12 protein-coding genes are annotated in these 13,444 nt (G+C 69.9%); 4 read left to right on the top strand and 8 right to left on the bottom strand.

Going from position 1 to position 13,444, the window contains the following annotated elements:
- Positions 1-127: 127 nt before the first annotated feature.
- Both OC490_RS17195 and OC490_RS17190 read right to left on the bottom strand, forming a co-directional pair.
- The gene (locus tag OC490_RS17195; protein WP_262058820.1) at positions 128-1,555 is read right to left on the bottom strand and encodes an alkaline phosphatase family protein; all 1,428 of its coding nucleotides are present in this window, start codon (positions 1,553-1,555) and stop codon (positions 128-130) included.
- Positions 1,556-1,809: 254 nt separating this feature from the next.
- Positions 1,810-2,988: a PP2C family protein-serine/threonine phosphatase gene (locus OC490_RS17190; RefSeq protein ID WP_262058819.1), complete on the bottom strand. Its 1,179-nt coding sequence runs from the start codon at positions 2,986-2,988 to the stop codon at positions 1,810-1,812.
- A gap of 275 nt (positions 2,989-3,263) precedes the next feature.
- On the opposite strand from OC490_RS17190, the gene OC490_RS17185 reads away from it, so the two are divergent.
- Both OC490_RS17185 and OC490_RS17180 read left to right on the top strand, forming a co-directional pair.
- Complete coding sequence (locus tag OC490_RS17185; protein ID WP_262058818.1) at positions 3,264-3,617, top strand: hypothetical protein; 354 nt, start codon at positions 3,264-3,266, stop codon at positions 3,615-3,617.
- Between the two features lie 476 nt (positions 3,618-4,093).
- Positions 4,094-4,600, top strand: coding sequence for a fibronectin type III-like domain-contianing protein (locus OC490_RS17180; protein ID WP_262058817.1), 507 nt, complete (start codon positions 4,094-4,096; stop codon positions 4,598-4,600).
- Here the strand turns inward: OC490_RS17180 and OC490_RS17175 are convergent.
- The 3 genes from OC490_RS17175 to OC490_RS17165 form a co-directional block, all read right to left on the bottom strand.
- Positions 4,597-6,774, bottom strand: coding sequence for an RICIN domain-containing protein (locus OC490_RS17175; protein ID WP_410098641.1), 2,178 nt, complete (start codon positions 6,772-6,774; stop codon positions 4,597-4,599). The genes OC490_RS17180 and OC490_RS17175 overlap by 4 nt on opposite strands.
- 119 nt (positions 6,775-6,893) lie before the next feature.
- On the bottom strand, positions 6,894-7,934 hold the full coding sequence (locus tag OC490_RS17170; protein WP_262058816.1) for a LacI family DNA-binding transcriptional regulator: 1,041 nt from the start codon (positions 7,932-7,934) through the stop codon (positions 6,894-6,896).
- Positions 7,935-8,087: 153 nt separating this feature from the next.
- Entirely contained in the window at positions 8,088-8,972 is an 885-nt protein-coding gene (locus OC490_RS17165) for a LysR family transcriptional regulator (RefSeq protein ID WP_262058815.1), read from the bottom strand.
- Between the two features lie 115 nt (positions 8,973-9,087).
- Here OC490_RS17165 and OC490_RS17160 point away from each other — a divergent pair, with 115 nt between their 5' ends.
- The gene (locus tag OC490_RS17160; protein ID WP_262058814.1) at positions 9,088-9,981 is read left to right on the top strand and encodes an MBL fold metallo-hydrolase; all 894 of its coding nucleotides are present in this window, start codon (positions 9,088-9,090) and stop codon (positions 9,979-9,981) included.
- Between the two features lie 49 nt (positions 9,982-10,030).
- On the opposite strand, the gene OC490_RS17155 is transcribed toward OC490_RS17160, so the two are convergent.
- On the bottom strand, positions 10,031-10,624 hold the full coding sequence (locus OC490_RS17155) for a hypothetical protein (RefSeq protein WP_262058813.1): 594 nt from the start codon (positions 10,622-10,624) through the stop codon (positions 10,031-10,033).
- Complete coding sequence (locus OC490_RS17150) at positions 10,614-11,126, bottom strand: SigE family RNA polymerase sigma factor (protein ID WP_262058812.1); 513 nt, start codon at positions 11,124-11,126, stop codon at positions 10,614-10,616. Before OC490_RS17150 ends, OC490_RS17155 begins: the two co-directional genes overlap by 11 nt.
- Positions 11,127-11,345: 219 nt before the next feature.
- Between OC490_RS17150 and OC490_RS17145 the strand changes: the two genes are divergently transcribed.
- Positions 11,346-11,771, top strand: coding sequence for a hypothetical protein (locus OC490_RS17145; protein ID WP_262058811.1), 426 nt, complete (start codon positions 11,346-11,348; stop codon positions 11,769-11,771).
- Between the two features lie 94 nt (positions 11,772-11,865).
- On the opposite strand, the gene OC490_RS17140 is transcribed toward OC490_RS17145, so the two are convergent.
- Positions 11,866-13,356 (bottom strand): serine/threonine-protein kinase, encoded by a 1,491-nt coding sequence (locus OC490_RS17140; protein ID WP_262058810.1) that lies wholly within the window; start codon positions 13,354-13,356, stop codon positions 11,866-11,868.
- Between the last annotated feature and the right edge of the window lie 88 nt (positions 13,357-13,444).

Below are 13,444 nucleotides of genomic sequence, written 5' to 3'. Positions count from 1 at the left end.
GGTCCGGGTCAGACGCCGCTGGCCCACGTGCCGCTGTTCGGCTGCGGCTTCGCCGAACAGACCATCTCGGCCGCGTGCGGCCCCGGCCGGGTGACACCGGCCGGGGCCGCCGTGTTGGTGGTCCGGGTCAGACGTGCGGGCGGCGGCCCCGCTCCTGGTGCGGGAACTTCTGGTCCGCGCCGGGCAGGGTGGGCTTCGGCAGGGTCGCCACTTCCTCCTGCGCCTTCTCCAGTTGCTCCGCCGTGTCGTGGGGCAGCCGGGGCGAGCGCGGGCGGGCGTCACGGAAGCGGAACGCGGTGGTGAAGTCGCCGAAGGTCTCCCGGCGCCAGTCGGTGACGTTCGGCTCCTCGACGCCGGTGAACCGCTCCAGGAACTGCAGCGCCGAGGTGTGGTCGAAGGCCTCGGAGGCGACCCAACCACCCACGGTCCAGGGCGAGATGATGATGGCGGGCACCCGGAAGCCGCCGCCGATCGGCAGCCCCTGGATGAACTCGTCCTTCGTGCCCGCGGGCGGGGTCGGCGGCACGACGTGGTCGAACAGGCCGTCGTTCTCGTCGTAGTTGAGGATGAACGCGGTCTTGCGCCACACCTTCGGGTTCGAGGCGATGGCCTCGATCTTCGACGCGACGTAGTCGGCGCCGGCGGCCGGGAGGTAGTCCGGGTGCTCCGACTGGTAGCTCGTGGGGCAGATCCACGACACCGTCGGCAGCCGGTCGTTGCGCGCGTCGTCCTCGAACGTGCCGTGCGCCTGCGGCCGTACACCCCGCTCGTACAGGTCGGAGCCGGGCTTGGCGTTCTTGAACGAGGCGAACTGTTCCAGCATGTTGGTGCCGTAGTCGTCCTCCTCCTGGTACACCTTCCAGCTGACACCGGCGTTCTGGAGGCGTTCCGCGTACGTCGTCCAGCGGTACGGCGTCGGCGCGACGTTGCTGATGATCGGGCCGCCCTGGGTGCCGCCGGGGTCGATCGAACCGGTCATCCACATCAGCCGGTTGGGCCAGGTCGGCCCGAACACCGAGCAGAAGTAGTTGTCGCAGATGGTGAAGGTCTCGGCGAGCGCGAACTGGAACGGTATGTCCTCGCGCGTGTAATAGCCCATCACATAGGGGCCGTTGACACCGTCGGCCGCGCGGTGGGCGGGCAGCCACCGGTCCATCTTGCCGTTGTTCCATGCCTGGTGCTGCACCGACCAGGCGTGGCTGGTGGACGGGATGGCCTGGGCGCTTGAGGTGTGGGTGTCGAGGTGGAACGGGAGGAGGTAACCCTTCGGGTTCACCGCGTCCGGCTGGTAGAAGACGCTGCGCCCGGTGTCGAGTTTGCGAGCGTGCGGATCGGCGAAACCGCGAACGCCGGAGAGAGTGCCGAAGTAGTGGTCGAACGACCGGTTCTCCTGCATCAGCATGACGACGTGTTCGATGTCCCGCAGCGAGCCGTTCTTCGGCGGCTCGGCGGCGACGGCTTTCTGGACGCTCGGCGGGAGGAGGGAGAGAGCCGCGGCACCGCCCAGTGCGCCGGCGGCCGAACCCAGGAGTCTACGACGTGTCAACTCGGCCATGATTGCCCCTTCTTGAAGAGCTTCGAGGGATCTCGTGGACCAGACCTCGGATCACTCTCCGCCTTGCTCGGCAAGGGGTGTCAGGGGCGTGCGGTGAATTTGCGGCCAACGTGCGGAAAGGGGTTGGCCAAGCCGTGACCGTCACCATCCGGGCGTTGCCGAGGTGTTGCCAAACCATGGGGGACGGCTGGCCGGTGCATGATCCGACCCGGCCGGGGACACCGGCGCCGTACCCCTGTTTCCCGTTTGCGAAGTCAACCGGGAATCGAACCTCTGGGACGCAGCCGGGCGGCGATCGCGGCGACGTCGTCCTCGGCCTCCTGGACATGGAGGCGGAGCACGATGTCGTCGAGGAGGCGGGAGACGCCCTGGCCGGGGTGGAGGCGCAGCCGGGCCAGACGGGACAGCGAGACGTCGATGTCCTCGCCACGCCGCTCGACCAGCCCGTCGGTGAACATGACCAAGGTGTCGTCGGGGGTGAGGGTGAGCGTGGTCATGTCGTAGTCGGCGGAGCCAGTGCCGAGGGGCGGGCCGACGGGGACGGAGATCAGTTCACCGGCGCCGTCGCGGTGGAAGACGGCGGGCGGCAGATGGCCCGCGCTCGCGAAGGCGGCGGTGCCCCGGTCCGGGTCGACGAGGGCGAGTAGGCAAGTGGCGGGGCGGCGGTTGTGCTCCTCGGACATGGCGGTGTCCATCTGGCGCAGGATGCGGTGGGGCGGCAGGTCGGTGGAGGCGACGTAGCGCAGCATCGAGCGGTAGGCGTTCATGTCGACCGCCGCGTCCAGGCCGTGCCCCATGACGTCGCCGATGACGAGGAGGGTGCGGCCGTAGTGCAGTCGTACGGCCTCGAACCAGTCGCCGCCGACGAGGGTGCCGCTGCCCGCGGGGAGGTAGCGGGTGGCCATCTCGATGTTGGGGTGGGGGCGGCTGGGCTCGGTGAGCAGGACCTGTTGCAGGTTCAGGGCGGTGGTGCGCAGTCGGTGGTGTTCGACGGCGTGGTGCAGATGGGCGGCGGTGAGCCGGGCCGCGTAGTGCACGGCGGCGGCCTCGTCGTCGCCGAACGTCTGTCCGGCGCGGATGGCGAGGAGTGCGCCGTAGGCCTTGCCCCAGGCGGTGAGCGGCACGGACAGGGCGGCCAGGACGCCGTGGTCGTTGGTGGTGAAGGAGGTGGTGATCGGGTGGCCGGCGTCCAGAGCGCGGACCATGACGTCCTCGCGTGGCGCGCTGCGCAGACTGTCCAGCAGTTCCTTGCGGCCGACGGCCGCCATCGGGTGCAGCATGCCGTGCCGTGCCGGGCGCGCCTCGTCCTGCGCGAACAGGTCGACGGCCGCGGCCTCGCACAGCTCGTCGACGAGGAACCTCGCGCACTCCGCCGCGGTCCTGCGCTCGTCGAGCGTCGACCCGATCGCGGAGACCGCCCGCCGCGCAAGCACGAACCGATCCGCCGAGCCCTCCTCGGACCCGCCAACCCCGTCACCGTCCACCACGGCCCCTTTCTGCCGTCCCCATCCCAACACCCGCGCGGGCGTTCGGGCGGTAGCGACCCGTGGTACGGCGGCATCGGGTCGGGGTCGGGCGTCGGCCACCCGGGGTCGAAACTCCGTGGCCGGCCCCTGGATGCCGCGGATATCGTCCGCCACGACCCCTTGATCCCCGACTTGATCCCTGACCTGCCCCTGTCCTGATCCTGACGCAGAGAGCGACTCCGATGACGAACCGGCGACCGACGACCACCCTCTGGCGCCCCACCGGCCCCGTGGAGCTGGACCTGGTCCGGGCGCTCGACTGGCGTGCCTGGCCGCCCCGGCTGCCCGAGCAGCCGATCTTCTACCCCGTCCTCAACGAGGACTACGCGATCAGGATCGCGCGGGCCTGGAACGTCAAGCACGACGGCGCCGGTTTCGTGACGCGGTTCGAGGTGGAGTCGAAGTTCCTGACCCGGTATCCCGTCCGGCAGGCGGGCGGCCGGACGATTCTGGAGCTGTGGGTGCCGGCCGAGGAGCTGGACGAGTTCAACGCCCACATCGTCGGCGAGATCCAGGTGGTGCAGGAGTTCCGGTGAGCCTCCGGGGCAAGCACGCCCCCCGCGCTACGAAAGTCTTTCGTAGCCGGGGAATTTCCCGTGCTTGTCCTGGGTGTGAATTCCGTGTCAGTGTCCCGGCCAGCAGGCAGGCGACCCACGGCGGGGCATCCGAAAGCCTTTCGGTCCGGTAGCGCCTCGACCGCGCTGCTCTGCACGGGCAAGGCCGCGATGGAGGTGATGGGCACCTGGGAGTACGCCAACATCGCCCCGGGCCCGACTTCCTGAAGAAGGGCGAGCTGGGCTACACCGCGTTCCCGGCCCTGACCGGCGGCGCCGGCAGCCCGGCGAACATTGTCGGCAACCCGTCGAACTTCCTGTCGCTGAACAAGTCGACCAAGCACAAGTCGGAAGCGCTGACCTACCTGAAGGACTACATCCTGAACGGACCCCAGGTCGACGCCTACCTCGCCTCGGGCAGCGTCCCGCCGGTCAAGGGCCTGGACTCCAAGCTCGCGGTGGCCCGACTCCTCGCCGGTCAGGCGGACTTCAGCGGCAAGCTGCCCGTGCAGATCCCGACCACACCCGGCGGCCGGCCCTACACCTACCTGCACGCACCGCTGGGCGACCGGCAGAGCCGGCTCTCCAACCTCGACCCGACACCGGCGTTCCCCTTCGGGCACGGGCTGCCGTACACGACGTTCGAGATCGACGGGCTCGGCGTGGACCGTGAACTGGTGCCGGTGGACGGTGAGTTCACGGTGAGCGCGCGGGTGCGGAACACGGGGGCGGTCGCGGGTGCCGAGACGGTGCAGGTGTACGCGATCGATCCGGTCGCCCAGGTGACCCGGCCGGTGCGGTCCCTGCTCGGGTTCGCCAAGGTGGCCCTGGAGCCCGGTGAGCGGGCGACGGTGCTGCGGCAGCACGCGGTGCCGGTGAGTGTCGAGCGCGAGGAGCGGCGGGGACACCCACGAGGAGCGGCGCCACCGTCTCCGACGGTGGCGCCGCTTCTGTTCTCGGGCTAGCTGCGGGTCCACTGCTGGGTGGCGGTGCCGAGACCGGTCCACAGCTCGACCTTCGAGCCGTTGGCCGTCCCCCAGTTGGTCACGTCGATGACCAGGCCGTTGGAGCGGTTGACGATGGTGCCGTCCACGCGGAACGCCCATTTCTGGCTGGACTTCCCGTTGCAGGCCCAGAGGATGAGCGTGGTGCCCGCGGTGGTGCCGTCGCCGTTCGCGGCAAGGCAGTTGCCGTTGACGCGGAGTTCGCCGGCCGTGTTCTGCGTGATGGTCTGGCTGGCGTTGCCGGAGCAGTCGTAGATCTGGACCTGGACGCCCGTCGCGCCGTTCGGGACGTCGAGGCAGCGGCCGGAGTTGGTGCCCTTCAGGGTGAAGGTGGAGGCCGTGGGCAGTGGGTCCTGGACCAGTTGCCAGTCCTGGGAGCCGTCGGTGGTCGCCGCCGCGACGGTGACGGAACCGCCGGCGGCCGAACCGGTCATGTAGAGGCTGGTGTTGAGGACCGAGCGGAGCTTGTAGTAGCCGCTGGTAGAGGACGCGACCTGGGTCCACTGTTTGTCGGTGGCTCCGTCGTCGACCCACTGGGCCAGCTTCTGCCCCGCCGTCGCGGTGCCGGTCCAGATGGCGACCGAGCGGCCACCCGCCTTGTTGAGCAGCGTGATGTTGCTGCCCTTGGCGGTGAGGTGCCAACGCTGGGTGGCGTCGGTGGAGTTGGCGGCGCTCAGGACGAGGTCCGGGGTGTTCCCTGTGAGGTTGGCGTCCTGGGTCTTGCCGGACGCGGGGCTGAGCACCTGCCCGGTGAGCCGGTTGACGAGGCTGTAGTAGGCGCCGTCGGAGCGGCCGAGGTCGACCTCTGCGTACTTGACGGGGCCGACGCTGGTGCCGCTCCACGACGCCTGGAGTATGAGCACGCGTCCGGTGCCGTCGACGTACTGGAGCGTGCGGCTGTACCCGGCCGCGATCGACGTCTTGTACTCCTTCCAGGTGCCGGTGGAGAGCCCGGACTCGTTCACCCAGACGTCGCCGCTGCCCGCCGCGTTGTAGACGATCCGGCCGTCCGGCATGGGGAGGAGGACCGGGCTGCCGCCGGTTGCCAGGGTTGCCCCGCCGGAGGGCACGGGCAGGGAGGTGATCGGGTTGTCCGTGGCGGAGAAGAACTTCGTCGGGTCGTCGGAGATGCGGTAGCGGACGTTCGTACCGCCGCCCCAGTACTCGTACGTCAGAAGCCATTTGCCGTCGGTCGTCGGGGCGATGGTCGTCATGCCGGGTCGGCCGCCGCCGATCTCCGTCTTGCCGCTGCCCATGCTCACCGTCGCGCCGGGGACGTCAACTACCGGGGAACTCCAGGTAGTTGAGCTGGAGCCGTCCCAGGTGCGGTGGACGAGGACCTGGCCGCCGGAGTCCGTCGCCGTGTCGTTGGCCGGGTCGAGGGTCGGCGCACCGGTGCTGGTGTTGTAGCCGGTGTAGTCGTCCTCGTCGGAGTAGTAGGCGATGAGCTGCCCGTTGTGGGCAAGGAGATGGGGTTCCCACACAGGGTCGACCTGGGCGGAGGTGTTGGCGGTGGAGACCCGGCCGATGCTGCCCGCGCTGCCGCCCTGCCAGCCGCCGGCGGCGATGATGCTCTGGACGGTCCAGGTCGCGCCGTCGTCCGTGCTGGAGTACAGGGCGAGCGCCACGTCCTTGCGGTCGCCGTCACTGGTGGGCGTCCAGCTGGAGTTGGCGGCCTTCTGCTCCTGGTAGTAGTAGTCGTCGCCGGAGACGATGCTCGCGAGCAGCAGGGTGCCGGCGCTCAGGCTGCCGACGTTCTGCGGGAGCACATAGAGATACGGGTTGGTCCAATTGCTCGTGTATTTCGCGTATTTGGAGTCGCCGGAGAGATAGGCGGGGGCTTTGACGTCGGACAGTTTCGCCCACGTCGTGCCGCTGTCGTCGCTCTTGTACACGGGCAGTGTCTGGCCCACCGGGGCGGTCTGGTCGTTCTCGAAGGTGGCCACGATCCGGCCGTCCGGCAACTGGGCCGACTTCGGATAGAGCACGCACGGGCTCTTGTTGCACGCGGCGGTGTTGGTCGCCGTATACAGATTGGCGGAACTCGGCTGATAGGCCGACGCACTTGTCGCAGAGGCGATGGCGAATGCCACGCCTGTGCCGAAGGCTGTCGCCCACGCGAAAGCCTTTCGCACCCAGGTTCTTGTCAACGGCTTTCCTTTCACCGGGAGGGGGTCCGGGCAGGAAGCCAGTATTCGCAGCGGACATGGCAATGTCACCGCCGCATTTCGAAAGTGTTTCGCGGAATGGGGAGTTACGTGGTATTGACGCGTCTCCGCACGGATGTCGAAGTCCGCAGTACGAGTTCCGTGGCCAGCTCTATGCGCGGGGACACGGGCGGCCGGCCCTGGGCGAGTTCGAGGAGCACCCGGGTGGCCTCGCGGCCCAGTTCCTCGAAGGGCTGGCGTACGGCGCTCAGGGGCGGGCAGGCCATCGCCGCGACGAGCGTGTCGTCGAAGGACATCACCGCCAGGTCGTCCGGTACGGCCAGGCCGTGCTGCCGGGCCGCCTCCAGTACGCCGAGCGCCTGTGCGTCGCTGGCGGCGAAGACGGCCGTGGGCGGGTCGTCGGCGTGCAGGATCTGGGCGCCGGTGGCGAGCGCCTCGGCGTAGTCGAAGTCGGTGGAGCGGACGATCGTCGGGTCGTAGGCGATCCCGGCCTCCGCCAGCGCGGCCCGGTAGCCGTGCACGCGGGCCGCCCCGGCCAGCGAGTGGGAGCGGCCCGCGACCATGCCGATCCGGGTGTGGCCGAGGTCCAGCAGGTGCTGCACGGCGTCGCGGGCGCCGCTCCAGTTCGTCACGCCGATGCTGGGGATGTCCTCGGAGGGTGCGCTGAGCGGGTCGATCAGGACCACGGGGAGGCGCTGTTCGACGATGCGGTGCTGGTCCTCCTCGGACAGCATCGAGATCACGATGACGATCCCGGCCGCACCGAGGGCGACGCACCGCTCAAGCCACCCGGAGATCGACCGGCGGCTCGTCGTGCCGGTGACCACGTCGATGCCGAGCTCTCCGGCCGCGTCCACGATGCCGCGGACCACCTCCAGCGTGTACGGACCGGACAGGTCACGGAAGACCGCGATGATCTGCCGGGGTGTCGCGGGATCCGGCTCCCAGGGCCGGACGAAGCCGTGCCGCACGAGGAGTTCCTCGACCCGCTCGCGCGTCCGGGCGCCGACGTCCCGGCGCCGGTGCACCACCTTGGACACCGTGCTGAGCGAGACGCCCGCCTCGGTGGCGATGCTCGTGAGGAGGCCGTACTGCGCCTCCAGTTGTCCCTTGCCGCGACCTGTCACCCGATGCCCGTTCCGCTCGCCGAACACCGATGCGCCGGACCGCATCGCGTAGCTGGCCTGTAACTTTGCCGCAAGGTAACGGGGCGCGGGGCGTGGAGGCAATACCGGTGCACGGCGTCTCATACGGTTCGACCTGCGGGGAACGCGCGGCCTTCATCCCGCGCGAGTCCGATCAGCGGTGCCATGCACGGTCTCGGCGATCCGCACGAAGGACCGGATCAGTGGAGTGGTGCCGTCGGCCCGCCAGGCGATGACCAACCTGCTCGGCGCCATGTCGGCCAACGGCACCACCGTCAGCCCCTCCGGCAGGGCGTGCCCGAGCGGCATCAGCCCCACGGTGCCGTTCCACAGGACGGATTGCAGGCACTCCCGAGCCGTCCGCACGACGGGCCCGTCCCGGCGTCGGCCGTCTTCCGCCGACCCCGTCCAGTAGGCCTGCCACACCGGGTCCGTGCCGTCCGGGAAGCGGAACCAGCGGCGCTCGGCGAGGTCGGCCAGGCGCAGGCTCTCACGGTGGGCGAGCGGGTCGTCCGTACGGAGGACCACGCCGACCCGTTCCGAGCGCAGGGTGCGGGTGGTGATGCCGGTGTCGTCGAAGGGTTCCCTGGTCAGCGCCACGTCGACGAGTCCGGCCCGTAGTCCCGCCGTCGGATCGGTCAGGTCCGACTCGCGGATGAGGATGCGGGCGGCGGGATGGTGCTCCCGGTAGGCAGCGGCAAGCCGCGTGCCGAACTGCTCCGCGCTGTCGGCGAGGGTGCCCACGGTCAGGGTGACCGGTCCGGCCAGGGCACTCACCCGGGCCCGCACCCGGTCGGCCTGAGCCAGCAGCGCGCACGCCTCCTCGTGGAGGAGGACGCCGGCCGAGGTGAGCGCCACCCCCGTGGGCGAGCGGAGCAGAAGGACACAGCCGAGCTCAGTCTCCAGCTGTTTGATCGCCCGGCTCAGCGGCGGCTGGGTCATCCGCAGACGCGCGGCGGCCCGGCCGAAGTGGAGTTCCTCGGCAACCGCCACGAAGTAGCGCAGCGTACGTAGCTCCATGACCGGCGATGATACCGACGCGGTATCGGCCGCACAGGATCGGTCTTGGACACCGGTCCGGGACCGGCGGTGGAGTGGAGGGCGAACGAGATCGCCGTACCGCTGAGGAGTCACCATGCCCGACCGTGTGTCGCACGACCCCGCCGTCCGCATCGCCGAAGTGCGGGAACTGGGCCGCGACTTGGTGATCGTGCCCGACAGGCGGGTGCAGTTGGTGCCCAACATCGGTGTCATCGGCGGCCGGGACGCCGTGCTCGTCGTGGAGACGGGTCTGGGGCCGCGCAACGCCGAGAAGGTGCTGGAATTCGCGTCCGAGTACGCCAGGGGACGCAGGCTGTATCTGACGACGACTCACTTCCACCCTGAACACGCCTTCGGGGCGCAGGCGTTCGCGGGCGAGGCGACGTTCCTCGTGAACCGCGCGCAGGCCGAGGACCTGAAGGTGAAGGGCGCGGGCTACCTCGACATGTTCCGGGGGCTGGGTGAGCCGGTCGCCCGGCAGCTCGAAGGTGTCGTGCTGCCGGAGCCCGACCTGGTCTACGACGAGGCGTACGACCTCGAACTGGGCGGCCGGGTCGTGCAGTTGAGGGCCACGGGCCGGGCGCACACCAGGGGCGACCAGGTGATCCGGGTGCCGGACGCGGGCGTGCTGTTCACGGGGGATCTGGTGGAGGCGGGACAGTTCGCCATCTTCCCGTGGTTCCCGCCGTACGACACCGATGTCTCCGGCACTCGCTGGCTGGCGGTCATGGAGCGGCTCGCGGGCGAGGGGGCACGGGTCGTGGTGCCCGGTCACGGTGCCGTGGGCGGGCCGGAGTTGCTCGCGAACGTCCGCGACTATCTCCGGCTGCTGCGGGACGAGACGTGGGTCCGCCGCGACTCCGCGACGAGCGAGGAGACGATCGTCGAGGAGGTCAGGGCGCTCATGATCCAGCGGCACCCGGAGTGGACCGAGCGGGACTGGATCGACAAGGGGGTCGGCTGCCTGTGCGCCGAGCACCCGGCGTGAGAAGGGGAATGGCCCCGCGCGGAGACAGCGGAGCCAAGGGCGTGCGCGGTCAGGAACCTTCGGGGCAGGACCACTTGGAGATTCTCATGGTGCGGAGATCGAGTTCGACCTCGATCGATTCCGGAGCGCTGTCGCTCGTCACGCGGGCGCGGACGGTGTCGGGTCCGACGCTGCGGGGGTCGCCGACGGTGAAGGTGGTGGTGGGTTCCACCTGTCCGCATGTGGCCGCCAAGTCGTCGGCTCCGCCGCTTTCGAGAGCGGCTTCTCGCTTCTGTGCCCTCTCCGTGAAGTGCGCGGTCATCAGCTTCCACAGCTCCGATGTCGAATCCCGCGTGGCGAAGGCGTCCGGCAGAACCGAGTAATAGGCCCGCAGTTCTTCCTGGGCCGCCGACATCTGGGAAGCCTCTCCGTGGCGGGAGGGATTCTCCGCCGACAGGTCCGCGCGCATGGAATTCCAGTAGGCACCCGCGCCGAGCACCGACACGGCGAAGGCGGCGACGACCGCGGAACGGGTACGCCGTCGACGGCGTCGGACGCTTCGGCGGCGCAACTCCTGTGCGGACACCGGCCGTTCGACGCGGACACTCGCCAACTCGGCGATGCTCTCGGTGAGCCAGCCAGGACGCTCGTACTCATCCGACACGGTCCACCTCCTGGTCCGGCAGGGCGGAGAAGTGGCGGGCGAGCGACAGCCGCCCACGGACCAGCCACACCCTGATGCTGCCGGCCGGCCAGCCCGTCTCGGCGCTTATCTGCTCGACGCTGAGGTCGCACAGGTGGTGGAGGACGACGACACTTCTGTGCTTCTTCGGAAGGGTGCGGAGTGCCTCGACGAGAGCGACGCGTTCGGGGGACGGGCCCTCGGCGTGGCGCTGTTCGTGATGACGCTGCATGAGCTGCGCACCGCGCCGCAGCCGCCGGAAGCGGGATACGGCGAGCCGCCAGGCCGTGGTACGGATCCATGCCTCCTGGGAACCGTCGCTCGTGAATGCCCCCCGTCGGCCCCAGGCCCTGATGAACGCCTCCTGCACGACGTCCTGGGCCTCCGCCAGATCTCCGGTCATCGCGTAGAGCTGCCGGACGAGCCTGGGATAGGCCAGTGCGTAGAACGCATCGAACTCCTCTTCCACCGTGCCTCTCGCCACTCTTCCGCCATTCGTATCCGTCCACAGAACGGCCAGGGGTCCTCTGTTACAGGGAGTACGCACGGGCGCCGATCCCCCGCTACAGCGATGCCCTGTGACCTGGATCACCGTGTCCGGGTGTCGCGTCCGGCCCTCCGCGCTGCGTAGTCCGGCTGTCCACGTCGCACCGACAGCAGAGGAACTCCCATGCGCCATGCCGCCCCCCGTAAGCCGAGCAGGATGAGTACGTCGCTCAGGACCGCCGCGGTCAGCGCTCTCGCGCTCGGCAGTCTGACGGTGGCGGCGGGGTCGCAGGTCCACGCGGCCACGGCCACCTCGCACTCCGCGACGGACAACGATTCCGCGCGTGCCCAGAAGCAGAAGGCCGAAGCGGTCGCCGCCGCAGCCGAGCAGAAGGCCTCCCACTCCGCACCGAGCCCCGAAGCCGACTCCGCGCGCACCCAGAAGCAGAAGGCCGAAGCGGTCGCCGCCGCAGCCGAGCAGAAGGCCTCCCACTCCGCACCGAGCCCCGAAGCCGAGAAGGCCCTGAGGGCGAAGAAGGCCGCCGAGGCCAAGGAGCAGGTTTCCCGGCCGGTGACGGATCCCGCGGCGGTACGCACCCTGAAGATGAAGACGATCGCGCTGGCTCACGCCCCCAAGGGCTGACCAGGCTTCCGACCCGCGCGGCCGACGGGACTTCTCCCAAGTCCCGTCGGCCGCGCGGGAAAGAGCGCTCTCGGAGCCGGCGAGTGCATCGGAGCTAGGACGCGCTCGTCACGAAGCCGTCCCTGACCTTGTCGAAGACGGGACGGTAGGTGTCCCACTTCGCGTCCGGGGCCGAGAGGTAGATGTCGTACTCGCGGTCACCCTCCTTGCCGAAGCCGAGGTCGATGGCGCGGAACACCCGGACCCGGCCCTGGAAGGTGAACTCCCAGATGGCGGCGGGCTGTTGGCGGAAGGTGGTCTGCTGCATGCGGAGCCTGCGATAGGTGGGGTAGTTGACCTTGGTGTTGGCCTCGATGTCCGTGAAGTGCGTGCTCGGGTTGGGTCCCGCCGGGTCCACGACGCCGATGGTGAGCCCGGCCAGGCCCGTCGCGTCGGTGTAGGTAACTCCCTCCGCCGTCCGCTTGCCGGCCTTCCAGTCGTCCGGCACCGGGAAGGAGACACCGAGTTGCCGGTCCCGTACGAGGTGGTAGCCGTCCGGGACGGGGGACGCCGAGGTCGTGGTGGCGGGCCGGCTCGTCGTGTGGCCGGGTGCCGAGGTCGATGTCCCGTGCAGCACGAACGCCGTGGCCGCCGCGGCGAGGGCGAGCACCCCGGCGGTGAGCCCCCTGCGACCCCGGCGCCGCCCACGGCCGGACTCCCCAGCCGGCTTCGGATCCGGCTTTACGGCGGTCAACTCGGCGGCGGGTGGAGGCAGTTCGGTGGTCGAGTCGCCCCACCACGCGCTCTGAAGGGCGCGCTCGGTCTGTTCCGCCGTCGGGCGTTCGTCGGGCTCCTTGATCAGGAGTGCCTCGACGATCGGCTCCAGTGGTCCGGCCTGCTTCATGGGTTCGAGGGGGTCGACGGCGATGGCGTACGCCGTCTCCATCGCGGTGGCCCGGCGGAACGGCGGGCGGCCCTCGACGGCCTGGTAGAGGGTGGCGCCCAGGGCCCACAGATCGGAGGCGGTGCCGGGGGTGAGGCCGCGGATCCGCTCCGGGGCCATGTAGTGGATGGAACCGACCATCTCGCCGGTCTTCGTCAGTGTCGACGCCCCGTCCGTCATGGCGATGCCGAAGTCGGTGAGGACGGTACGGTCGCCGGTGCCGAGCAGGACGTTGCCGGGCTTGACGTCCCGGTGCAGTACGCCGGCGGCGTGGGCCGCGCGCAGGGCGGCGACCGTGTCCAGGCCGATACGGGCCGCCTCCTCGTGCGGGAGGGTCCGGCCGTCCTTGAGTAGGTCGGCGAGCGTGGGACCGGGGACGTACTCCATGACGATGCAGGGGCGGCCGTCGTCGTCGACGACGTCATGGACGACGATCACGTTCGGATGCTGGATCCGGGCGGCGCTGCGGGCCTCGCGACGGGTGCGCTCGTAGAGGGTGGCGAGTTCGTCGGCGGAGAGTTCCGGCCGCTCGTGCAGCCGTTTGATGGCGACCTGGCGGCCGAGCACCTCGTCGTCGGCCCGCCAGACGGTGCCCATGCCGCCGCGGCCGATCTGCTCGGCCAGCCGGTAGCGTCCGGCGATGCGACGCCCTTCGTCCGACACGGTGTCCTCCGCCGGTTCTGTCCCTGTTCGATTCGCCTGGTCACCATAACCGGCTCTTGTCCCGGATCGTGTGGGGCGGATCACGGGG

The organism is Streptomyces sp. STR69, assembly GCF_024519455.1.
Lineage (GTDB): Bacteria > Actinomycetota > Actinomycetes > Streptomycetales > Streptomycetaceae > Streptomyces.
The sequence above is the reverse complement of the archived record's forward strand: the minus strand, read 5'-3'. Positions and strand labels throughout refer to the sequence as shown.

Bases quoted from the DNA above. Each gene is read 5' to 3' on its own strand.
- OC490_RS17195 (WP_262058820.1), bottom strand. From the start codon at position 1,555: ATGGCCGAGTTGACACGTCGTAGACTCCTGGGTTCGGCCGCCGGCGCA.
- OC490_RS17185 (WP_262058818.1), top strand. From the start codon at position 3,264: ATGACGAACCGGCGACCGACGACCACCCTCTGGCGCCCCACCGGCCCC.
- OC490_RS17165 (WP_262058815.1), bottom strand. From the start codon at position 8,972: ATGGAGCTACGTACGCTGCGCTACTTCGTGGCGGTTGCCGAGGAACTC.
- OC490_RS17160 (WP_262058814.1), top strand. From the start codon at position 9,088: ATGCCCGACCGTGTGTCGCACGACCCCGCCGTCCGCATCGCCGAAGTG.
- OC490_RS17145 (WP_262058811.1), top strand. From the start codon at position 11,346: ATGAGTACGTCGCTCAGGACCGCCGCGGTCAGCGCTCTCGCGCTCGGC.